The 24,895-nt window shown below is 39.9% G+C and carries 12 protein-coding genes; 3 read left to right on the top strand and 9 right to left on the bottom strand.

Features of this window, described 5'->3' with window-relative positions:
• Positions 1 to 52 precede the first annotated feature (52 nt).
• Complete coding sequence (locus NSQ44_RS05230) at positions 53 to 5,452, bottom strand: 5'-nucleotidase C-terminal domain-containing protein (RefSeq protein WP_340855432.1); 5,400 nt, start codon at positions 5,450 to 5,452, stop codon at positions 53 to 55.
• 608 nt (positions 5,453 to 6,060) lie between these two features.
• Between NSQ44_RS05230 and NSQ44_RS05225 the strand changes: the two genes are divergently transcribed.
• The gene (locus NSQ44_RS05225) at positions 6,061 to 6,930 is read left to right on the top strand and encodes an SDR family oxidoreductase (RefSeq protein ID WP_340855430.1); all 870 of its coding nucleotides are present in this window, start codon (positions 6,061 to 6,063) and stop codon (positions 6,928 to 6,930) included.
• A gap of 308 nt (positions 6,931 to 7,238) precedes the next feature.
• On the opposite strand, the gene NSQ44_RS05220 is transcribed toward NSQ44_RS05225, so the two are convergent.
• Positions 7,239 to 12,707, bottom strand: a complete 5,469-nt coding sequence (locus NSQ44_RS05220; RefSeq protein ID WP_340855427.1) for a lamin tail domain-containing protein — start codon at positions 12,705 to 12,707, stop codon at positions 7,239 to 7,241.
• Between the two features lie 161 nt (positions 12,708 to 12,868).
• Here NSQ44_RS05220 and NSQ44_RS05215 point away from each other — a divergent pair, with 161 nt between their 5' ends.
• Complete coding sequence (locus tag NSQ44_RS05215) at positions 12,869 to 13,924, top strand: lactonase family protein (RefSeq protein ID WP_094245327.1); 1,056 nt, start codon at positions 12,869 to 12,871, stop codon at positions 13,922 to 13,924.
• A 711-nt stretch (positions 13,925 to 14,635) separates the two neighbouring features.
• Here the strand turns inward: NSQ44_RS05215 and NSQ44_RS05210 are convergent.
• The 4 genes from NSQ44_RS05210 to asnB form a co-directional block, all read right to left on the bottom strand.
• Positions 14,636 to 15,079: a DUF1284 domain-containing protein gene (locus tag NSQ44_RS05210; protein WP_066250588.1), complete on the bottom strand. Its 444-nt coding sequence runs from the start codon at positions 15,077 to 15,079 to the stop codon at positions 14,636 to 14,638.
• Positions 15,080 to 15,551: 472 nt separating this feature from the next.
• Complete coding sequence (locus NSQ44_RS05205; protein ID WP_340855422.1) at positions 15,552 to 16,982, bottom strand: alpha-amylase family glycosyl hydrolase; 1,431 nt, start codon at positions 16,980 to 16,982, stop codon at positions 15,552 to 15,554.
• Positions 16,983 to 17,048: 66 nt separating this feature from the next.
• Positions 17,049 to 17,186 (bottom strand): hypothetical protein, encoded by a 138-nt coding sequence (locus NSQ44_RS05200; protein ID WP_340855421.1) that lies wholly within the window; start codon positions 17,184 to 17,186, stop codon positions 17,049 to 17,051.
• A gap of 596 nt (positions 17,187 to 17,782) precedes the next feature.
• Positions 17,783 to 19,627, bottom strand: coding sequence for an asparagine synthase (glutamine-hydrolyzing) (gene asnB, locus NSQ44_RS05195; RefSeq protein ID WP_340855418.1), 1,845 nt, complete (start codon positions 19,625 to 19,627; stop codon positions 17,783 to 17,785).
• A gap of 137 nt (positions 19,628 to 19,764) precedes the next feature.
• Between asnB and NSQ44_RS05190 the strand changes: the two genes are divergently transcribed.
• Positions 19,765 to 20,298: a DUF2777 family protein gene (locus tag NSQ44_RS05190; RefSeq protein WP_340855415.1), complete on the top strand. Its 534-nt coding sequence runs from the start codon at positions 19,765 to 19,767 to the stop codon at positions 20,296 to 20,298.
• Between the two features lie 533 nt (positions 20,299 to 20,831).
• On the opposite strand, the gene NSQ44_RS05185 is transcribed toward NSQ44_RS05190, so the two are convergent.
• The 3 genes from NSQ44_RS05185 to NSQ44_RS05175 all read right to left on the bottom strand — a co-directional run bounded on the left by NSQ44_RS05185 (position 20,832) and on the right by NSQ44_RS05175 (position 24,892).
• A complete protein-coding gene (locus tag NSQ44_RS05185) occupies positions 20,832 to 22,058 on the bottom strand; it encodes an IS110 family transposase (protein WP_044897903.1) in 1,227 nt (408 codons plus the stop codon).
• A gap of 1,420 nt (positions 22,059 to 23,478) precedes the next feature.
• The gene (locus tag NSQ44_RS05180) at positions 23,479 to 23,820 is read right to left on the bottom strand and encodes a YisL family protein (protein ID WP_063386645.1); all 342 of its coding nucleotides are present in this window, start codon (positions 23,818 to 23,820) and stop codon (positions 23,479 to 23,481) included.
• Positions 23,821 to 23,983: 163 nt separating this feature from the next.
• The gene (locus tag NSQ44_RS05175) at positions 23,984 to 24,892 is read right to left on the bottom strand and encodes a fumarylacetoacetate hydrolase family protein (protein WP_340855411.1); all 909 of its coding nucleotides are present in this window, start codon (positions 24,890 to 24,892) and stop codon (positions 23,984 to 23,986) included.
• Positions 24,893 to 24,895 lie beyond the last annotated feature (3 nt).

Below are 24,895 nucleotides of genomic sequence, written 5' to 3'. Positions count from 1 at the left end.
AGTTATAAAAAGAGCTGACCCTATGTTTTGGAGTCAGCTCCGTTCGCCTTTCTTAATTAGTCTTCCTTTTTTGAATGGAGACAAGTACTCCTCCTAAAATTAGAAGGATTGCCCCTAATGCAATGAGATTAAATGAAGAAGTAGCTGTGTTTGGTAATTTATTGATTTGAGATGAGCCTTCTTCACTTGTTTGATTGACGGTGTTGTCCTGATTTGTTCCAAAACTTGGATCTGTCTCGAAAACAGTGAATTTGCTAAAATGGTCTGTTTCAGCTGATACTTTGCCATCTTTATATTTCCCTTTTTGGACAAATTCCCATTGATGTTTGTTTTCATTAAAGTAGTAGACATTTAAGTTGTCAACGTTTTTCACTTTATTCGCGTCTACTTTGAAAAGAAGTGTTACCGGGTGATCAAATTGATGAATGATATTTTCGTATTGATCAAAGATTGTAAAATCATATACAGCACTGACTGCATTTTCAATATCTTTCAGGCGATTCAATTCAATGAATGCTCCACCGTTTGGGAGAATGGCTGATGGGATTTGCATTTCAACATCCTCATTCAAAATAAAAAGTTTTTGGCCATTTTTCTTTAACATTGCCACTTGTTTTGCCGTTAATTGGACGACTACTGATTTTTCTTTTCCTAAATCGATCCGGATAGGTTTTTTTGGATTAGCTTTTACAAATTCATTGTCATCGACTGTAGCTTTTCCATCATTCAAATGGACTTTTATGAAATTACTTTTTTGATTTTCATCGGAGCCATCATTTCCATTCTTGCTGCCATTGTTGTCCTCTTGTCCACCATCGTTATGGTTATCCTTGTCATTGCCGTCATTGTAGCCATTGCGACCGTCTTCATTATTGCCATTGTCATCTTGGCCGCCATTGTCGCCGGCATTGTCATATCGATCGTCGTCAATTGGTGATGGTGCAGCGATGATGCGGTTTTCTACCTTTGGCTCAATGGTTCCTCGTTTTCTAATATATTCGATAACTGCTTCATCAAGCGCTTGGTACTCTCCTGTAACTGGATAGTTGGAAAGAACGGTGTATTCGTCGCCTCCGGCAGCAAGGAAGTCATTCGTCGCTAACGTATAAGTTTTCTTCATGTCGATTGGCTTGCCGTTTATTTTTACGGAGTGGATGCGTTCTCCCGCAGGTTTACTAGCATCAATGGCGAATGTTATGCCCGCTACATGCGGAAATGCTCCGCTAACAGCAGGGAATGATTTCACACCGTTTTCCAATGCTTTTTTCAAGTCATCCCCAGTAATTTCTATTGTCTGAATGTAGTTTCCAAATGGCAGCACTGTAATGACATCACCTTTTGTAATAACGCCCTTTTCAATGGAGGCACGGATGCCGCCGCCATTCATTAATGCTGCATCTGCGCCAGTGATTTCCAACATGGCATCTGTAATTAAGTTCCCAAGATTCGTTTCGCCTGCACGGACTTGTTCGCGTTCACCATCTAATTTTACATTTGTATAACCTATTTCTTCTGCTAAAATAGCTTCCTGTGAATTCTCAATTTCGCTGATGACTTTTTCAATCGCCGGGTCTGGTTGAATATTGGCAGCTTCTTCTTTTGTTATACGGGATGCCTCTCTTTTGATTAACTGATTGTTTTCATCAAAGGTCAGTTCCACTACTCCAAGATTTTTTAAATATTCACCAGCGCTCACAATCAATGTGCCGCTATTTTCAATGTCATCAACTGTATGGCTATGTCCATCGACAATTAAATCAATGCCGGGAGCGCCCTGTGCAAGTTTTAAGCTTGTGTCTGTACTTGATTCATCTGTTCCTAAGTGCGTCAAGGCAATAATGACATCTGCGTCTTGCTGTTTTAGTTCTTTCACCATTTTATTCGCTGCCGCAACAGGGTCAGTGAATTTCAGTCCTTTTATATTTTTCGGATGTGTTTTGTAATGTGTTTCAGGTGTTGAAAGGCCAAAAATCCCGAATTTCACTCCGTCAATTTCTCGAATTGTATAAGGATCGAGCACTAATTCACCCGTGTCTTCATAAATGACGTTAGCGCTTAAAATGGGGAAATCAGCCATTTTTGCAAGTTCTAACAATCGGTTATATCCGTAATTAAAATCGTGGTTTCCGGCAGCCATGTTATCATAGCCAATGGCATTCATTATTTTTACGATACTGCTTCCTTTTTCCAAAGTGGCAAATGTTGTTCCGTGGAAAGTATCGCCGGCATCCAACAAAATTGTATGCTCATTTTCTCTCTCAAATTGTTTAACTAACGTTGAAAGTTTTGCAAATCCCATGCCATCAAATGCCCCTTCAAAAACACGGGCATGAGAGTCGTTTGTGTGTAATATGTTAATCGTTTTCAATGGCGTTAAATCAATTTGTGCCACGATCGGATCATGGTCGCTTGCACGCCCATCTTCTTCCATAAACGGTGAATTTATATGAACGATATCAATTTCTGCCGATTTTGCTAAACGGTTTGAAACTAAAATATGGTCAAGTACTTGAGAGTTTCCGCGATAGTTGTACGTCCAACGTTCTTCTTCAGGAAGTTTGTCCATTAAGTTTGTAAGCTCTGAACCTTTTAATGCTTCCAGCGGTTTGGAAAATTCAAAGTCATTCATATCACCGAGAACGATAACATTTGCTTGTTGATTTTTCGCCAAAATGTCTTTGACAAACCCGTTTACTTCCGTCATGAAACGAATTCGTTCCGTTTCACTTTTTAACACGGGCGGCTGGGTTTTCCCAAATAATGGTGAATCACCGCTTTTGGAATTAAAATGTGCTGCAATAACAATGACGTCCTCACCTTGAAACTCAAATTGTGCTGCAAGCGGTTTGCGAGTATCGACAAATTGATCTGGTGCAATACGTCCAGGATTTAAAGTTAACTGTCCATTTTCATAAGCGACAGCTTCTCTAGCTGTTCCCTTTTTCCCTTCCGTTAATTTTACCCGCTCTGGATTGAATAAAAATCCGACACGAATATTTCCTCCAGGTTGTCCACCATCTTGATTATTTTCGGGAGCGATATCTGTAAACTCATAAGTTGGACCGCCGAGTTCTTGAATTTTGCTAATTAGACGCTTATACGTTTCATCAGCGTTGGTCACACCGCTGTCAATCGGACCATCATTGTCCTGCACTTCAACTAACCCGATAATGTCTGGAGTTTTTAAATGATGAACAATCGAATCTGCAATTCTATGAACTTTCTTTTCATCTGTCAGCGCAGAAAAATTTTCAACATTATAGGTTGCAACCGTTAATTTATCTTCTGCTTTTTCAATTGTCGTTGTTTCTTGTTGTGAACGGCCATCTATTAATGGCGGAAGCGGTTCATTTATATCACGGTAAATTTTATATGTGCCGTAATCATAGCTTAAAACACCAGTAATTTTGCCGGAAAATGAATCGCCAACTTTTGCGGCAAAATTACGGCCAGCCTGTACATATAATATTTCTGGATTTTGATCATCTTTTGTTAATTTATAACCGCCAAAATTTGTTTTGACTTGTTCTGTCCCATTCTCCACAACAACAGCGACATCTCCATATTCCTGCGGACCGACAACGGTTGGGTTTTCGAGTTGAACGCGCATTCCTTCCAAGCTTTCATAAAAGTCAATCGCATCTTCTTCAGGATCAAATTGCTTAAATGAATCATTATCAATGATTTTATCCGGAATAATGCGTCCATTCACACCTAAAACAATTGGCTCCGGAAGTTTGTTCCCCTTTGATAATGTTTCAATATTTGTTGCCGCTATTTCTGTAAACGTTAAATCTGTCTCGTGTTTATCGGCATAACCGTTTAAGACAAATTCTTTCACTTCGCCATCTACAGAAATATGATCGCCGATGGACAGACCGTGATTTCTTTTGTAAATGAGAAGTCCTTCAGATGTTTTCGGATTACCATCATCGTTTTCTTCTTGAATATATACATTATGGCCATCAATGTAGGTGACAATTCCATCGACACCTTTGACATTTTTGCCGATATAGGGGGATGTATGACTTTCGCCTTGTATATCATGAATGTCTAATTGGTTTAAATCTTTACCAATTTGATAAGTAAACGTTGCGACATCGCTATTTTGCAATCCTGCTTTTATCGCAATTGCTTTAATGGTGATGTCCTCGGTAATTTCAATTGGTTTCGTGTATTCTAGAGATTTGGTGGAAGGTTCAGATCCGTCTATCGTATAATAAATTTTTGCCTCTTTCGTCGCCGTTGACAGTTCCACTTTTGTCCCTTTAGCTACTAACCCTGGCTTAGGTGCAGCTATGAGAGAAGATACTTTCCTGCTGTTTTCAATGATATCTGCTTCATTTCTCGGAATGAGTTTGTATTCTCCAAAACTATACTCGACGACGCCGATTATTTTTTCATAGTTTTTGTTAACTTCAACAAGGGGGGATTTAATAAAAAATGTACCATCTTTATCACGGGCAACCCGTTCTTCATATTGATTGACCGAATCGATCGTTACGTTATGAAGTTGAACCAATTCACCCTCAACTTCTTCCGTTAATTGCGAAGAGGAAATCGTTTGCGGCTGTGGTGCGCCAATGTTTGGCTTGATAATTTCCACTTGATCTGTTGTTGTATCAAGTTGTGCCATATCATAGTATTGATACGTTTTCCCAGTGGCTTTGATATGATCGCCAATTTGTACTTTATTGTCTAGATTAGCAGCTCTGACAATCATTCCGGCTGTATCATCTTGAATGTACACATTCGTTTTACCGCCGGCGACAAAAACAGCGGTGGCAATTCCTTCAATTGTTACCGTTTTTCCGTTTGTTTGACGAATATCACTGATTTTCTTTACTTCATCCGTTGGTGGTTCTTCTTGTGAACCGTCTAGACGGTGTTTGCCGATATGATTAAAACTATCTTTCGGAAGCTTTTCCCATTCTGCTAGATTAAATGTTGCCGATCCTTTTGTAATAGATGGAAGCCTAACAAGTGTTACATCTGCAGCAATCTCATCACTATTTCCTACTGTATGGAATACATCAACAATTTCGCCGTTTTTCTTTAAAACGAGAGCATCATTTCCATTAAAATTTGCGACTGCATCTTTTACATCAGCTTGTCCAAGTAATGCTTCGCTCGCATTAGGGTTAGCAATGACGAAAACATCGTTATCGTCTAGCGTTCCTTGCAAAGATAGCTGTCTTTCAACATTTGTTTTGCCATTACTGTAAAGTTCAATCACATAGCCGTTTAAATCTACTGATTGGCCTGTTCCATTAAAGATTTCAATCGCCTTGTTGCTTCCTGACCCTTCAACATACTCAGAAATAAACAATGATTCTGCCAAGCGAGTTTCAGCTCTTGCATGAAAGCTTACGTTTGTTAACACTGTTGTAAACGATAACAAAAAGACAGTGAAAACAATAAAAGCTCTTTTCAAACTGCTTAAAGGTTTCATCCTTTTTCCTCCAATTATTTTATTTTTTCCAAATCATGTTCTATTATAGGAAAGATATATTTAGAAATTTTTAATTTTTTGTAAAAAATGATAAAGAATGAATCTAATGTAGTAGATTTGGCAAAACGCAAAAAGGGAAGGAACAGAAAGAGGATCAATAGCGGTAATAGAAAAATCCGTCTTTTAGAGAGTATCGAACATCTATAAAATTTCATACAAATGGGAAAATTAGACCGCAGAGGACGATGGAGTATAACAGCTGTTATAAAATGCCTATATTTTATTGCAACATAATCTTGAAGATACGCTATCATTTTGCTAATTGGCTTAACTAAGTCAAAAGTCTCCTCTTTTTCATCTTAAAAACGGACCAGTAAACATTTTTTGAAATATAGAACATTACAAATTTTAATTATTTTATCATTCAACCTATTTTTCATTTTTTAAATTTTGCCCAAACCCTTTAGAAATGGGAAAAGGAATGGTTATAAAAAAATTTTTTTATTGGTTATTATTTCCGGAACTTTTCGTTTGTTACTGAAAGAACGTTTATTATTCCCCCGACTCCTCATACTAATTATATACTTTTATTTTTAGGAGGAGTTTCTATGGTTCAACCGCAAAATTTGATACACTCTTTGCCGCCTCAGCAGCAAAATGTGCAGCCGGGGATTGAATCGTTTATGAATCCAAGACCGGTCTTTGATGATCCTTCTTATCAAGGCAGCGGAAAGCTTAAAGGAAAGACAGCGATCATTACCGGCGGCGACAGCGGCATCGGGAGGGCGGTTGCGGTGCTGTTTGCCAAAGAAGGTGCCGATGTGGCCATCATTTACTTAAATGAGCATGAAGACGCAAAGGAAACGAAAGGCTATGTTGAACAACTCGGGCGCAAATGTCATTTAATAGCCGGCGATATCGGCGACGAAGCATTTTGCCAGCAAGCGGTGAAGAAAGCAAAAGATCAATTTGGAAAAGTGGATATTTTAGTAAACAATGCAGCCGAGCAGCATCCGCAGAAAGGAATTGAATTCATTACAGCAGAACAGCTGGAACGAACGTTTCGAACCAATATTTTTTCGTTCTTTTTCATGACAAAAGCAGTTCTTCCCTATATGCAGCAAGGAAGCGTCATCATTAATACGACGTCTGTCACAGCTTATCAAGGCAATGAGCAGCTCATTGATTATTCGGCAACAAAAGGCGCCATTGTGTCATTTACCCGTTCTCTTGCTTTATCATTGGCTCCTAAAGGCATTCGTGTCAACGGCGTCGCTCCGGGACCCATTTGGACACCGCTAATTCCCTCTACATTTGACAGCCAAGAAGTCGCTTCATTCGGTGCCGATACAAAGCTGAAGCGCCCGGGGCAGCCGGTTGAAGTTGCACCTGCTTATGTGTATTTAGCTAGCGGCGATTCTACTTATATGACAGGGCAAATTCTTCACGTAAACGGCGGCACGATTGTAAACGGATGATATTGATTCTTTGTATGGAAATTTTAAAAAGTTGAACGTTGATATTTCAGCATTTTTCTTATTATCAGGATTTAGTCCTGAATTTTTTGTAAAAAGGAAGCGGTTTGATTGGCCGGAGTCTAAGTTCGCTGAGCTGGAAGTGTGATTTTACATAATAATTATCAGAATGAGAAAGATTTTTAATTACGTGGGTAAATTGCGGAAAAAAAGAGAAGGGCTATTTTTTTCCCTTCTCTTTTATAATATTTCAATGGATAAAATTCAGAAAGAAACATCCAAAACATGTGTGCTTTGGGGGTTTGGCTATTTTATTTGTAAATAGCTTGCCGCTGACGAATCTTCAGCATCATTCCCATTGCTATCAGCAGCATGCCTATCAGCAGCCAGCGATACACGTACGTTGCTGTATCCGGAAGTGATGCCGAATCTTGATTCTCACTCACCTGTTCAAATTTCGTTCCATCCGTAGTTCCATCCGTACCAGAAGGATTATTTGTGCCGCCTGATCCGCTACCGTTGTTTCCATTATGATTTTCGTTTTCAGGATGATCTTCGTTACCCGAATAATCTTGATCTTTTTCTTGACCGCCGCTTTCGGAAGGTGTTTTATTGTCTTTGCTGCCACCTTCGGAAGGTGTTTTATCGTCTTGACCACCTTTATCCGTGTTGTCTTTTTCCGGATCATTTCCGCCTTCTCCCGGATCAGCCGGATTTGGAACAATTTCACCTTCTTTCGTTTGGAAAGACCAAATCGATGAGCGCGTTTTACCGCCAAATTGATCTTCCGCTTCCGTGTACCAATAATACACTTGGTTTGGCTCTAAATCATGCCACATGACAGAGGCCACTTCGCCGCTCGGAACGTTTTCGACTTTGCCGATCAAGCTGTCGGTATAGACGTTGACAACAAAAGAATCTGTTGCTACTTTTTTCTCTTGCGGTTGTAAATCGGTTTCAATGATAAATTCATCTTTTCCTGGATACTGTTCCGGATCGTAAAAATTGTAGTCGTCTAAATAAGGCGAATATGTTTTCACATAAATTTGGTTCGTATCTGTATTGAAATGCAGCAAACGGATGTAGCCTTGGCCGCCCTCTGGACCGCCTTGATAATCCGCAAGTATTTGATAAACTTTTCGATCAGGCGCTCCATCCCCGTCATCGTCAATCTCATCGACTAATGTCTCGCTGTCATGATAATGTCCGGATAATACCGCCATCACATTTTTGTTCGGTTTCACCACTTTTTCAAAAATTTGATTCCCAATCGGGCTGCGGTTTCCGCTGACAAGCAAATATTCATGGAATGCTAAAATTGCTTTCCGATCCGGATACTTTTCAAGAACCGAATTCATCCAGTCCAAATCTTCATCTGTAATGCCCCAGCCCATATACACCATGATGTAATCATTTCCGTTCGCCGAAATTAAATCATAATGACCGCGGTTATTTTTATAAGACCCTCCATAATAGTCACGACCTGCAAACCGATTTTCGCCGAAATATTGATAATAATTGTTGTAGTTTCCGTCTTTATGGCCGACATCGTGATTGCCGGCTAGAACTCCGTATCTGACTCCTGCATCATCAAGCACTTTCATGGCTTGATCAGCTACAGCCCATTGTTTATGATCATCAGCTTCATCGACTAGATCACCTGTATGAAATACATACTGAATATTGAGATTATCTTTTTGATCTCGAATCCATTCGACTTGTTTTTGATAAATGTGGGGATAGCTTTCCGAATAATATTGCGTATCGCTCATCCATACAAACGTATAATCATAATCTATAGTTTGCGCGATTTGGTCTTGAACGATCACGCTCACCTTTTGGTTTTTCACATAGTCTTTCGCAATTACGCTCCCTTTCAATTGAAATCTTTCTTCACCGGCAATTTGTGTAGCAACTTCCTTCCATTTATTTTCCGTATTGTTCCAGGCATACATCGTCACTTTTCGTCCCGGCAATGAAGAACCGTTCCAAATAAGTTCTATTTCATCATTTTCATCAACTTTTTGATCAACGGTAACGTTGAAGCGATGATACGGAAACTGCTCAGTTGATGTTGTTGCAAGCGCCTCGCCATCTGCGTTTTCCAACTTCCTGCGTTCATCTTTCGAAAGAACTTTTTCGCCTTCAACTTGAAATCCAGCAGGCGGTTCTGTATCAGATGCATTTTGCAAAATATCTACATGTTCTTCATCTGATGCTTTATACTGAAAAGCTTGAAAGAAAGATACATCAAGATCGTCCTTTGTCGGATCCGTCACTCTCACGGACAATTTAGCACTTAAAGCGTCCTCATCTGTATCGGAAAAATCAGGTAAGAGCGGGTGTTCATCCACTGTATAGAAAGTGACTTCGCTTTTTCCTTCATTGCCCGCTTCATCAACCGCTGTAATGACAAGTTGATGTTTGCCGGGTGCGAGCTGTGCTGATGAAGCGGCAAATGGAAGATCGATATATTGATCATCTAATTTGGCCGTGATCGACCTAATTTTACTCCATTTATCTTGGATTTCAGCATCAATCACGAAAGATCCTTTATATTTTTTTCCTTCCTCAATTGTTGGTTTAATGATTGGCTTTGAGTTATCGACAATAACTGTCGATTTCACTTCATTCCCCTTTTGGTCAACTGCTTTCACTTCATGCTCGCCATCTTCTTCATTTTCGCTATTCCATAAGTAACCGAGGGAAGTAAATTTTTCATCCGGAATATTGAACGTAAATTCGACAACCGGGCTTAATCCGGCACTGTCGCCGACGGAAATCTCCTGTTCGGGTTCTTGATGCTCACTGCTGTATAGAGCTGTGCCGTCAGATAAAACTAATCGCACATTTTTTACATAAAAATCATCTCGATTTTCTTCAGATGTTTCATCAAATGGACTGACCTTTGTGCCTGCCCTAATCGCAATTGATAAATCTTCCCCGATTTTCAGCCTTTCCGGCGAAACCGGAACCGTAATTGTTGTATATTGATTAATGGTGTCATCGAAAATCCGCAAAATGTCATTACCGATCGTCACACCGTTTTGAAAATAAAGATTCGTTTTCCGAACATCAAAGGCAAAATAAACGTCGGATTCAATTGTACGGAATGTGTTTGTTTGTTTTGTTCCGTCAATGTATAAGGAAAGCTCCTCAGGTGTAAGATCGCCTGTTGCCTTCACAACGGTTTCTTTGGAAACAATTTGCCCGTTTTCTACGTTTAACCGCAAGCCCTGCTTCTTATTTGCACTTTCAATTTGAACCGTAAAATGAGGAGACTCTTGGATATTCGTCCCATCGCCAGCGACAAAGTAATACTCAACTATATTTTTCCCAATTAATTCAGGCGAATAAATCGTATGTTCATATAATCTCGAATTATAGTTTTCTTCTAAATTCACTTTTTTAAATGGTTCTTGTAGTTTTGTCCGGTAGTATAAAGAAACGGTTTTGACTTCGATATTATCTTTTACTTCCGCTTTGATGAAAATATTATCCGTTTCCATGGCTTTTTCAGTATTTGTTAAATTTTCAATAGTTGGCGCCATTGAATCGGCTGGAACCGTTACTTTCCCTTTCGGAGTCTGTCCGTCTTTTACCGATCCGGGTGTTGCCGCCTCCACGCCGGCACTAATTTTTTGCATTATATTGCTTCCATCTGCAGGATATTTGTACAAAATCCCTTTGTCCGCTTTTGTATCATCAACATTTACTTGATCGTTGTAATGAGCAACAGAAATTTCTTTTCCGCTGTTTGTGGCAATTACCAATGATCTCGCACTGCTGTTGGCCATCCCGTTATTATAAATTTTCACAATGTTTTTGTTCTCTTCTAACGAAACACCGTAATGTTTGTTAAAATCTTCAACAGTCAACGAGGCATTCCCTTGATTGATGATCCAAAATACAAGCGTCCCACCTGAAGGAATTTGCAGTGATTGATCATCATCAGGAGGTCCCCAAATGAGATCGGATTCTGCACCTTCCTGTGGATAGCGATAGCGAATCTTATAATCTTTAAAGTCAATGGTTTGATTAGTATTATTATAAATTTCAATAAATTCATAACCGTCCAATCCGTTTATATTGGCGCTGTCCGGAACTACTTCAGTGATGAGAAGTTTTGGCACTTTTTGATAATCAACATTGGGAGCTTTAAGTTGAACATGGTATTCCTCGGTTTTAACCGTGTTTGTTCCATCTGATGCCTCTATGTAATATAGGAGTTCGCTTCCCCACATGTCTGCACTGGGAATCGCCGCCCTATATTCATTTTGATTTCCGTTTTCAGCCATTTGAACCGATTTGTATGCTTCATTTTCCGTCAATTTATAAAATAATGTGACATAACGGACTTGTTTATTATCTGTAACTGAAGCTTTTACGGTTAATGGTTCTTCGCTTTTCCATTCTGAAATCGGCTGATGCGTAATGACAGGAGCTTCCTTGTCATCAGGTTCTTCAATGATGACAGGTGTCTTCGGCACTTGCCCTTCGATGAATGCACCTGGATTAGCTTTTTCACTTAAGCCAATTTTTTTCATTTTCGTCTCTTCCGTAAATTGATAAATGATTCCTTTATCTCTTTCTACATCATCTGCTCCGTCATTATATGCTGCTGCAGATACTAATGAACCATCCTTTGAATAAACAGCTAATGCCCGGATGCCGCTGTTAGCCATTCCTTCAAATGGCAAGGCTTGGACTTCGCTTTCTTTCAAATCCGTTCCGTAAAATTGATTAAAATCATCCAATCCTAAAGATTGATTAGAACTATTTTTCACCCAGAGAATGAAAGTTTTTTGCGGAGCTATCACTTGATTGCCCGAAAATTGAAAAACTTGATCGGCTTTTGTTGTGCCCGGATATTGATAATGCAGTTCATAATTTCGCAATTCAATCGGCTTGTTGGAATTGTTGTAAAGCTCAATAAATTCATATCCGTCAGCACTTCCGACATTTGACGTGTCTGGAGCCAGTTCGGTGATTAAGATTTTCGGAACTTTTTGATAATCCGGTTCCGCATCTTGTTGAATAGCTACTGAAAAGGTTTCAGAAGAATTTATTGGAAGTCTTGTTGTTTCTGTCTCATTTTTCCCTTCAAACCAATAAGAAAAAGTATAAGACCATAAGTCGCTTTCTGGTACAGTTGCCGTAAAGGTTGTATCATTTATTTTCTCCATTTTCATGCTTTTCACAAGCATACCCGGAGCTGTACGATAAAACAATGTCAACTCTGCAAGGTCTTTTCCTTCCGCATCAATTTTAAGCGGCCGGCCTTTTTGAATGACTGCCGGTGGCTGATGAACAATTTCCAGTGGCAGTGTTACAGCTTGCTGTTCAAGTTGGGGGGTAGATTGTGAATTTGCTTCTGGTTCTTGTTTTGAAGTTTCGGGAACTGTATCAGTATCTTGCTGTTCTGGTTTTTGCTGCTTTTGTTCACTTTCATTAACCGGAAAAGATGGATGATCCCCTCCTTTTGCAGGTTCTTTCACTTCTTCATTTGCTGCATCAGGCTGTCTTTCATCACTTTTGTCCTGTTGAACTTCGTTTTGCTGAGAGTTGTTTTCTTCAACATTTGGCTCGCTGTCATTTTGATGAAGCGGTTGTTCTTGATTTGGTTTATCCGTTGATTTCGTTTGTTCCTCCATCTGCTGCTCGGCGTCTCCTGCAACTGTTGCTGTTGCATACGTATGTATCGGTGTTAACACGGAAACAAGAACAAGCAAAACAGCGGAAGCTCCAGCCAGCATAGAGCGTCTCTTTCTTTTTCTCAAATAAAACTCCTCCCTAAAATTTTCTAACCTCAATTATTGTAATATCGAAATATTTAGTTGATTTTAATTATTTGTAAATTTTCGTCTAATTTTAAAATAGAAAAATAGGAGAATTTCCATGATATAATTCTAGAAAAGTATATTTGAAAGGAGCATGTTTCGTGGCAAATCCATTCATCGGTTATATCGGTACATATACGAAAGGTGAAAGCAAAGGCATTTACAAATTTACATTGGACACTGAGAAAAAAGAGCTTAGTGAAGCTAAAGTAGCAGCAGAGCTTGACAATCCGACATATGTCGCGATTTCCAAAGACAATCAAAATTTATATTCGGTTGTTAAAGACGGAAATTCAGGGGGGCTTGCTGTTTTTTCCATTGACGAACAAACAGGCGATCTGCAAAGCATCAACCGACAAGTGACGGAAGGACCTTCTCCGTGCCACGTCAGCGTCAACAAAGCAAACCATTTCGTCGTCACCGCTAATTACCATCGCGGAACGATCGAGGCTTACTTTCTGAATGAAGACAAAAGCGCAAATCCAGCGGCAAGCGTTGCAGAACATACAGGTTCAGGCCCTAATCTTGAAAGGCAAGAAAAACCGCACGCTCACTATTCGGGGTTTACACCAGATGAAAATTATGTTGTAGCTGTTGATTTAGGAATTGACCAAATTATTACCTACTCTTGTGATCAAGGTGTTTTAAAGAAGGTGAGCAGCCTTTCTGTTAAACCTGGAAGCGGCCCTCGCCATATCGTCTTTCATCCAAACGGAAAATTCGCTTACGTGATGACGGAATTAAGCAATGAAGTGATCGTTCTTTCTTATAATGCAGATGAAGGAAGCTTTCAAGAGCTGCAATACATCCCAGCAATTCCGGAAGATTTCGCAGAAAACAGCCAAGGCAGCGCCATTCACATTTCTTCCGACGGCAAGTTCGTTTATGCTGCTAACCGCGGCCATGACAGCATTGCTGTTTTCAAGGTAGAAAATGATGGGGGCAAGCTTGAATTTGTTGAATGGACAAGCACCGGCGGCCATTGGCCTAGAGACTTTGTCCTCGATCCGACAGAAAGATTTGTGATCGCCACAAACCAAGAATCAAGCAACGCCGTCTTATTTGAACGCGATCCTGAAACCGGCAAATTGACACGCTTGCCATCAGAAATTTCCGTGCCTGATCCGGTTTGCGTGAAATTTCTTCATCAAGGCTAAAAAAATGTCTTTGCAATCTATTTTCACCTTTACGAAAAGAAGGCTCATCTTGTTTTAAAACAAGACGAGCCTTTCAAATTTTTATAAAACTGGCACCTTCCATCAGACTTTTAATTTAGGAGCCTACTGGTGTTGGTCAACTTCGATCACAGTGCGAATCCCTAGTGAACGAGTATAAAAACGGTGAAGTGCTGCTCAATCCGTTTGCCTCCAACTTATTAATTCAAATCTTATCGTCGTCCGATACAGAGCGTTTCAAACAATCTAGTTTTCCTCCAACTTATTAATCCAATTCCCGAGCTCGAAAGAAAAATCGTCATGGAAGCACCCTTCTTTTAAGCTGACCGCTTATGATCCATAGGACAACAAATGCTGCAAACCTTTATGACAACTTCATTCATGATTCCTATAGAAAAGAAACGGAAACAGCTTTCTACAAAGCTTGCAGTATTATAGTGAAGAAGCATAGCCTCCGTGTTTAAAATTAGAATAGCCGAATTGTCGCTCGGCTATTTCCACCTAGAGGCTATTTCCTGCTTAACAGGGGCAAAATCTCAACATGGTTTCGCTAATACTTGGATTATGTAAAAGATGACGAAGACGAAAAAGAGTACAAAATTTCAACAAGATTGCGCCAATATGCACCAATAATTTTGAAAAGCCGCAATCAGCTACACTGACAGATTGGGCAGTGACGAAAACTGTAAAAAGCTACTTAGCTTCCTTTTGCGCAATATTCCCGTTACGGACATTGGCGATGCCTTCTTTGCATACACCGTGCGGAAGCCAGGAGCAATTCGCACATAAGTAATCTAAGTCGTCAGGGACTACTTTTTGGGCCGTGAGCCCCATTAATTCCGATTTTAAGTAAATCCCATTTTCTTCAATGCCTAAATGGCGGATTACTTTTTGATCCATGGAAATCACATGCTCATTTGAATTCGGATCCGCTTGGCACGTCGATTCTCCATGGTGCGGACATGCCATGCACGCATCATCAAGTGCAGAGACGACTTGAATGGGAAAGTCTTGCTCTTCATCACGAATTTTTGTAACTACTTCCCACATCTTCTCTACAAACGATGGACTATATCCCATTCCGCGAAATCCGTGCACACATAATAAATGATGCCCCCGTAAGCGAAGCGGCTTCATACATTTCTCCTCCCCTTTTTCTATTACTCCCATCTTATGAGAAAAAGCACCAGCCTACAACATAAACGTGAAAAAACATTGCATCCTTTAAAATTAAAATACAAGCGTCACAACGAAAAAGCGAGCAAAAGCTTGTTCCAAATTCACAAGCTATTGATAAGAAGCCCTCTTTCCTAATCTGTTATCCATTGATCAATATTGTTTTACCCACTTTAAATGGAGCCGCTCCTTTTCCAGCGTCTTGATATGAGGAAGGGGCTTTTTTGCGTTCAAAAAGGAAGAATTAGGCTTCTTTTCCAACATCTCAATATGAAAAGGAAGATGTGATAGGCGAACTTTCCGCTCCGAAGCTTTCAGTTGAAAAATTCCTGTTTAAAGCCTATGTGTACATAGAAGCAGCTTAAAAATGGCAAATTAAGACGAGTTTGTCCTTTTTTTGCACCTTTAAGGGATCAGCTTTTTATTTTGCATTTTACGACGACTGTTTTCCCTTCCCTTTTTTATATGCGGCATATAAGAAAAGGATAAACAAAACTGGGACTCCGACCAAAATGGAAATAAAAGGGATGCTCGCACCTTTTTGTTCGTCCAGTTTAAAAATCTCCGCTGTTTCCCGCTCCAAAGTGATCGTGTATCCGTCCTTTGAACTTTTTATGCTTCCCCCTTTTAAATACCCTCTCAATTCGTGATTATCCGGCAAATATCGAAATCCGATCGTTACGCTTTTTGTTTGCGATGTGTTGTTAATGGCAATAATGGATGTTTCATCACCGCTTTTTAATTGATAAACGAGCATGCCGTCCTTTTCATACAACAAATGATATTGCCCTGTTCGGAGAGAAGGCAGGATTTTGCGAATGTCGGCTAAATTTGTTATGTACTCGACTATTTCGGTGCTCGTGCGAAAATCCATCATCCGATAATTGACTGCTCCATTTCCGCCATCCAATGCAATCTCCGTCCCGTAATAAACAAAAGGAACAGCCGGTAAAGTATATAAATACGTCAAGGCAAGTTTTAATCTTGTCACTGGAAACGCTTCATTCTCAACAGCTTTTCTTGTAAAACGAACGATATCCTCGTCATCTAAAAACGAAACGACAGGCAGATTGGATTGCGTAAACCCGTCCAATCCTGAAAGCGGTTCATCCACATTCGAAAATGATTTTTGCGCATTTTTCGCAAAATAGGTATTCATCACGGCATCGATTCCACTGTTTTGATATGTATTCGGATCACCCCCGCCAATATCTGCCACTAAAACGAAATCTTTTTTGACAGACTTAACTTCTTCAGCCATTTTTTTTAAAAATTGAGGTTCAGTTCGATTCGCGTCAATCAACCGATACCCGTCAATATCACTTTGTTTGATCCACCATTTAGCGACATCGATTATAAATGCTTGAACGTCGGGGCGAGAAACATCGAATGTCGTACTTCCTTCAACAAACCATTCTTTTTTAGCTGGATCAGACAGCCAAGGGTGGTTCGGTCCTGTTTCGAAAACAAAATCTATCATGACCTTTAGATCACGTTTATGTGCTTCCTTTGTCAGCTGTTTTAAATCCTGCATTGTTCCAAAATGCTCGTCCACTTTTTTAAAGTCTTTCACCCATTTCCCATGAAAGCCGTTTGCCTCATTTTGAAATATTGGTGATAAAGAAACGATTGTAAAGCCCATTCCTTTTATGTAATCCAGCTTTTTGATCACCCCTTGCAAGTCACCCCCAAGAAAATGTTCAAGACCGCCCTTTCTTTCGCCGTCATTGGCCGTCGTTCCATTGTAAAAGCGGTCAACTGCTACGTGATAAATTGACTCATCCTGCAAGTTTACAGCGCTAGCAGTCGCTGAAAAACAAAAAAGCAATGAAACACACAAAATGAAGATCAATCCTTTTTTCACTCGTCAAAATCCTCCTTATGTCAGCAAAATCCATGCTTGTCGCTTAATTCATCTAAGTTCGCCGCTTCAACTCTTCCGCAAAATCGGCAAGCGGTGTTGCATCTGTTTTGGTTTGCTGTCAATCTTCTCATCGAATGTATGTAATGTTTGATGGGATTTATCCCCTTTTCCGATGAGTTTTTCTTTATAAGCCTCGCGAATCACTCGCTGGCTTATCCCCGTTTCATTTGAAAGAGCCTTTATTCCTTCCATGCTAACTGAAAAATAAGTTTACATGTTTGAAATCATTGCGTTACCTACATCATTTTGCCTGGATTGCGCCACGATCAAACAGTTCGTCAACGTATTCAAAAAGTTAGGTCAGTTAATTTTTCATTCATGATCTTCTTGAACTATTCTCTTACAACATGAACCGTACCAGGCCAAATTCGGATCTTATTGTAAGCTTCTCTCCCTGCTTGATTCCTAGACATTAGAAAATTTTTGAAAACGTTCATCATTTTCATAAAAATCTTTTTTCTACCGATGAATCATTCAATTTCTACAAAATGTTAATATATCTCTCCCCTCCCGCTCCCCTTGCAGATCATTTTTGAATTTCATTATAAAAAACATTATAACATGCTGAACATGTTTGTCCTTCTTTATTATAAAAAGCAAGGGGGTGTCTACTAAGTCGTTTTTACGGCTTATTGACACCCCCATTAATGTGTTAGAAACGTTGATATATCGGTGTTTATGATTTTTTGTTTTCAATGGCGATTTGACTTTCTAAGACAGCCTCATTTTCCCTAAATTCATCAAATGATATTAATCCGGTACTTTTCAAACCAAATGTGAATTTGCCAAAGATAAGCTAACAGCTGCGGTCCCGTCATCAGCTGTCCGTACCATGGACGTTGAAAAGATGCACCGTCTGTCTCTACTAATTTATTTAATGCATTCCCATCGAAAAGCTCGTGCAATATGGAGTCTTTCATGGCCAATACGTTTTCAAGCTGTTCTTTTACAAGCTTCGTATATTTCGGATGATGTGTTTTCGGATACGGGCTTTTTTTCCTGTAGACAACCTCCTTCGGCAAAAGATCTTCTAAGCTTTTCCGTAATAGGCCTTTTTCCCGATCGCCATATCGTTTCCATTCCCACGGAATATTCCAGACGTATTCGACAAGCCGGTGATCTGCAAACGGAACGCGCACTTCAAGCGATGCCCCCATGCTCATGCGATCCTTTCGGTCAAGCAATGTTGTCATAAACCATATCATATTTAAGTAAAAAAGCTCCCGCCTTTTTCTTTCCGTTTCAGGTTCTCCATCTAAAACAGGTGTTTCTTCAATCGTTTTTTCATATTGCCTTAAAGCATATTCTTTTATATTCAGCTTTTTTTGCCAATCGTTCCGGAGCAGCTTGATCCGCTCATCTAATGAACGAATCCACGGAAATCCTTCTCTTGCCAATTCCTCATGACGATAAAACCACGGATATCCGCCGAAAATTTCGTCCGCACATTCTCCCGACAAGCTCACGACAAAGTCCTTATTAATTTGCCGGCAAAACCAAAGAAGTGAAGAATCGACGTCCGCCATCCCCGGAAGATCACGGACTTCAACTGCTTCCTGCAAATATGAGACAAGCTCTTCCTGTGTCATGATACATTCGTGATGAATGGTTTGAAAAGATTCCTTCATTAAATGAATCCAGTAGGCATCAGCATTCGGCTGAAACTCACTTTGTTGAAAATACTCAGAATTCCCTTCGTAATCAATTGAATAAGTATGAAGATGCCCCTTTCCTTCCTTTTCAAATGTCCTGGCGGCAATCGCTGTAATGGCGCTCGAATCCAATCCTCCCGATAAAAACGTGCATAGCGGAACATCGCTGACAAGCTGTCTTGTGACGGCATCTATTAGTAATTCACGCACTTTTTCGACCGTTTCTTCAAAAGAATCCTCATGCGGATGGCTTTTAACGTTCCAATACCTCCATATTTTTAAGCCATCTCGATTAAAACTTAGGGCATGGGCGGGTCTAAGCTCTTCGATTCCTTTAAAAACGCCTGAACCGGGAGATCTCGACGGCCCCAGCGCCATAATTTCTTGCAGCCCTTCCTGATCGAGCAAAGCATCTACTTCAGGATTGGCTAAAAGGGCTTTTATTTCAGAAGCGAACAGAAAATTACCGTTGTTTTCATAAAAAAAGAGCGGTTTAACGCCAAGACGGTCGCGTGCTATAAATAATTTTTCATCTGCTGAATCCCAAACGGCAAAAGCATAAATTCCGTTTAAATGGTGCACACATTCTTCTTTCCATTCCATGTATGAAGCTAAAAGAACTTCCGTATCTGAGTGGCCGCGAAACGTATAGCCTTTTTTCAATAATTCTTTGCGAATATCTTCCGTATTGTATAGCTCGCCGTTATAACAAATCGTGTAGGAATTATCTTCTTTTAGTTTTGTCATCGGCTGTCGACCGCATTCCGGGTCAATGACAACAAGTCTTTTATGCCCGAACAATACGTGCTTCTTTCCCCAAATATTTGTATCATCAGGCCCTCTTTTGCTTAACGTATCAATCATGTCTTCCATTATTTCAGTATTTTGGAAAAGTGATTGTTGAAAATTTACCCAGCCAGCAATTCCACACATATGCTTATCACCCCACTATCTATAACATGAAAGATGTAGCTATTGTATGCAAAAAAAGTTCAATGTTACCTGCCCATTTGTATAAAAAGAAAGCATTTTGTCTAAAACAATCAATAAAAAGTATTGAGGTGTTCATATTGTTTTCGGACATAAAAAATGATCTTCTCCATAAACAAAAAAGGAGTTTTCGGACCGCAACCGTTGAAATGCTTCAAGCAAAACCGATTTTGATCGATGATGAAGATGATGAACAGATTTCTCTTGATGATTTAAACGATCAGCACATTGAACTTTTGAAAAACGGCCGATGGGTTGATATTGGACATAATAAGGAAGAATACTTGCGGTCAGGCGGAAAAATTCGAATCAAGAAGACATTCCCCTATGCATTTCATTCTTTTTTAAATGAATTGAATGATGAAAGCTTTATAATGTTTGTACACCATTTAAATGCTTTATCCTTTTCCGTTTATGACATCATTTACTGCCACAATCAATTGTTGTATCACCATGGAAACAAACCGATGAAAGGCGCTTCTGTTTTTATATTTGATAATACGGATTCTCTTTGTGCAGTTCAGCATTTTTTCCATCGGGGAGACAAACAAAAAGACCTGTTTGAATTCACTGTAAGCACAGGGGAACGAAGCTTTGTCAGCTCTATTTCATAACTGCAATTCAAGGAAAAAACTTTTAGTTAAACAATCGGAGTAATGAAAGCTTTGCAATTGATAGGGGGAGTGCAGAGAAGAGTCATTTAAATTTTTTAAGGAGACACATAAAAAACAGCTGCAGCCTGATCATGCTGGATATTCAAAAAGATTCTATTCGTTCGAATTGTCACCCTGTGGCGAAGTATTTATTCAATGATGGGCAAAACAGACCGGCTGCCCAACATCAATGTAGACTGCGCTACCGAAAAATGTTTATAAAAACAAAAATATGAACCTAAAACATTAGGTATTAACAAAACGAAAACTAAGTTATATCATCATCCTCCTCTGCCATATTATAAACCTCCCCGTTCAAGTATTTTGATTTAAATACTCGTTTATTATTACCAGGAAATATTGTGCTATTATCTATCCCGAAAATTTAAGTCCATGAAAAAAGCACAAAAAATCCAGGGGGTGTTAACACCAGCAGATTGGTATTTGCTGGAATAAGTCATGTTTATGCACCTGATGGTTACTGTTTCGGTTAACTACGCTGTTTGATTTGACGGCTCTACCATGACCTTAAACCCTAGTGTTTCCAACTTCCGAATCGCTTGTCTGGCGACTTGATGGCGCTTGCGTTCTTCGTAGTAATGTGGACCAAGTTCGATGTAAGTCTGCTTCTTTTTGAGGAGATGGTAGACAATAGTCAGGATGCTATGAGCGACCGCAACCGCTGCACGATTGGCCCCCCGGCGTGCAGCAATACGGTGGTACTGGCTGGATAGATAGGTGTGTTTGGACCTAGCAGCGGCACGGGCGGCTTCCACCAGGGTGCTACGAAGCTTCTGGTTTCCCTTGCGGGTTTTCCCTGACTTTCGTTTTCCGGCACTTTCGTTATTCCCTGGGGCGACTCCTGCCCATGAACACAAGTGAGCTGCCGAAGGAAACTGTGTCATGTCAGGGCCAATCTCAGCCAAAATATGCTCCGCTGTGCGCCGACCAACGCCGGGGATCGTATCTAACCGCTCCAGGTCATCTTCAAAAGGGCGCATCCGCTCCTTGATTTCAGCATCCAGTTCTTCAATCAAGGCATCTAAGTGATCAATATGCTCAAGCTGGGTTTTAAGCATCAGGCGTTGATGAGGGCCGATGAGGCCCTTCAGGGCCTTTTTCAACTCCTCTTTCTTCCGTTTGAGACGGCGCTGAGCCAGTTCGGATAGCACATCGGGGTCAGTTTCACCATTAATTAAAGCCTCGATCATGGCTCGACCCGATTTGCCCAGCACATTGGTCGCCACCGAGGAGAGTTTGATGTTAGCCCCTTCCAGTACCTTCTGGATGCGGTTGATTTCGCGAGCCCGCTCTTCAATCAGGCTGCGACGATAACGGATGAGTTCCCTCAACTCCCGTTGCTGGCGGTCAGGGATGTAACTACCTTGTAGCAATCCATGGCGTAAGAGTCCAGCGATCCACTCGGCATCCTTTACATCTGTTTTGCGACCAGGCACATTTTTGATATGTTTGGCATTGACCACTAAAATCTTGATGTCTTCCATCTCCAACAGGTTATAAATTGGCTTCCAGTAGGAACCTGTACTTTCCATGGCCACGTGAGTGACGCCATGCGCCTTGATCCAGTCTACAAGCATAAGCAAGTCTTCAGTCATGGTAGAAAACGTGCGGATCTCTTGATGATCCGGAGTAATAATACAAGCGACGACGTTCTTCTTATGAACGTCTAATCCACAAACATGAGTATGGATAATGTCCATGTTCGTTCCCCCATGCCTAACATGTAATAAACACAGGCTGGCGGTGCAACGACCATACACGTCATTCTATCCCGCGTGCTTCCCCAGGGAGCAACAGTCTGTGGTGCACCAGGTCGTCGGGGTCTGTCTAATTAACGGGCTCATGGCACCAAGGTAAGACGACCTCGCTGGCCAGCCTAAGATTAAGTATACATGGACGAACTATTTTCATCATCTGCTGGTGCCGCTTTTGCGGCATGGGGGTCTATTGTAAATTTTGTCTTTGCAATTTGTTACAGCTTCTACTAAAGTAAAGCTGCTGAATAACTCGGTGATTGGGGAAATGGACTTGGACAGACTGTATGATCCGGCAAATGCTCAATGTCCTTCATATCAATAAAGGAAATTGGAACAGCGGATATAGGTAGAAGTAATGAAAAAACTTTAAGCGGGGAGTACCTAAATCAAAATGGCTAAAACTTTGGTATTCTATTAGTATAATGAGTTTTACCAATTAAACTATAAAAATAGTTATGCTTTCTATAAAAGGTGGAGTGGAATTTGTTAAGAAACAAAAGGTTATTACGAACAAATAAGCTTGAATTTTTTGAAATAAATATCTTGGACAATGATACGCTCGGTTACTTAGTTATCGTAGATACTAGAAGAGAAAGCCGTTTATCAGATTTTCCTGAATGAATAGGAGTAGAAACGGAAGAAAGCTTTATTCAAAATTTTAATCATATTAAAGTTGTTATTTTTCAATTACAAGACATAGATGAAAAATATTTAGAATATGAATATCTTTTTATCGAAGATTTATTAGGTTTAAAACCGGATTGTTCTTACCATGTTTCTGAATTTAAGATAGAAACAGCATTAGCATTTGATATGCCTGATCGTATGATCGACATCGTTAAATTTGTCAACAAATTATTATCGATGGCGAAAATGAATATCGAAATTGAAGTAACTAATCCAGAGTCGTTTAATTATTTATCACAGGAATAATGAAAAAGAAAATGCAATATCTTTTAGTTATTGAAGCGATAGTGCCATAATTCATTGCAGTAAACGTAAGCATCGCCTGCATTGAAACTTTTTCCAATCCGCAGAATTTCGTCCAACTTTTTGTCGATTAGCAAGGTTTCAATGAACTCATATCGAATTGTTATTCATAGCCTTAATAAAAAACGAGATAAGGAGAGTTTCATAATTTGAGGTGGTTATTAGCTATTCCATTTATTTTGCTTGGAGCTTTTTTATTTTCATTAACCATTGATGATATAAAATATAGGCCATATAATTCTAATAATTATAGGATTTGGATGTTTTTTTAAGGCTGGTTTTATTGTCAAATTCAAGAAAGAAAAATAATAGAGCCTTGCTAGTGTAGCAAGGCTGCGAAATACGCTCCTATATTTTTGCATCAACATATTTTTTAAAAAGTAAGAGGCAGTCTAAATCCAAGCAAAATGACGAGAATCAGCACAATCCAAAAGCCGATCCAAATGCCTTTGGACGATTCGTTTCTCTTCTTTTTACCCAAAACCATTTCCATAAGCCCGATCAAAACAATGGCAAGGAAAATTTTAGCGACATATTCCCCTACATAGTTGGCCATGCTGAACACATTATAGCGGAAAATTAATTCAAGTCCAGTTGCCAACACGATTAAATAAAAGATTCGCACAGCCATATGCAAACCTTTTGAAGGTTTGGCAAACGCAATGAAAAACAAAATCAGCAAAATGACCCATGATGTAATATGCAAATGTGTCATAAATGCCCTCCCCCATTTATACTTGCAAGTCCACATTCATCATATCAAATGATCAGCCAAAAACATAGCAATTACTATGATAAATAAAATGATTTCACTAAATTGACAAAGACGCACTAAAACGAAAGATTAAAGGGGCTCACTCTTGCCCGTCCTTTCGCTTTTAAATTTCCTTGACTTTATTTCTCAACGTGCCAATTCCTTCTACCGTAATTTCGACAGTGTCGCCAGGCTTTAATAATTTCGGCGGATTGAAGCCTTTTCCGACTCCCGCAGGTGTACCTGTTGCAATGATATCTCCCGGTTCAAGAGTCATGCCTTGAGAAATGATGGAAATGATCCGTTTAATCGGGAAAATCATTTGATTTGTATTGGCTTGCTGCCGAATTTCGCCATTAACTTTCGTCTCGATAGACAGATGCTGTGGATTCGAAACAGCCGATTTATGTACAATATACGGTCCCATCGGGCATGATGTATCCAAGCTTTTTCCTAAAAAATATTGTTTGTGGCGAGCTTGCAAATCTCTTGCTGTGACATCATTGATGATCGTATATCCAAAAACGTAGTCATAGGCTTCTTCTTCGCGAATTTGTTTTCCTTTTTTCCCAATGACAACTGCAAGTTCCCCTTCATAATCAAGTTCGTCGGTTAAATAAAGATGAGGATCAATTTCTCCTTCATGAGCAATAACGGAAGTTGAAGGTTTGGAAAACAGAATCAAATCGGAAGGAATATCACTTTCGCTTCCCATTTCCGCAACATGGTCACGGTAGTTTTTACCGACGCACATAATGTTTTTCTTCGGTCGTGGAATCGGTGCTTGGAGTTTAACAGCTGACAGCGGATAGACATATGTCTCCCTTTCTTTTTCCTTCGCAACCCATTCCTGTAATGCTTCAATATGGCGGACAAATTTTTCACCCATTTCAATGCACGCTTGCAGCAATGCAGGCGATATTTCCGATTCATAAAGCTTCAGTTCCGCTTTTTGAATATCAATAACCGAATCTTCGTTAAAAATTAGTCCGATAAACGTTCTGTCGTGAATATTTGCAGTGACAAGCTTCATGTT

Origin of the sequence: Aeribacillus sp. FSL M8-0254, from assembly GCF_038008845.1 — a bacterium.
Classification (GTDB): Bacteria; Bacillota; Bacilli; order Bacillales; family Aeribacillaceae; genus Aeribacillus; species Aeribacillus composti.
Note: the sequence above shows the minus strand (reverse complement) of the source record. Positions and strands in the feature narration are given on the sequence as shown.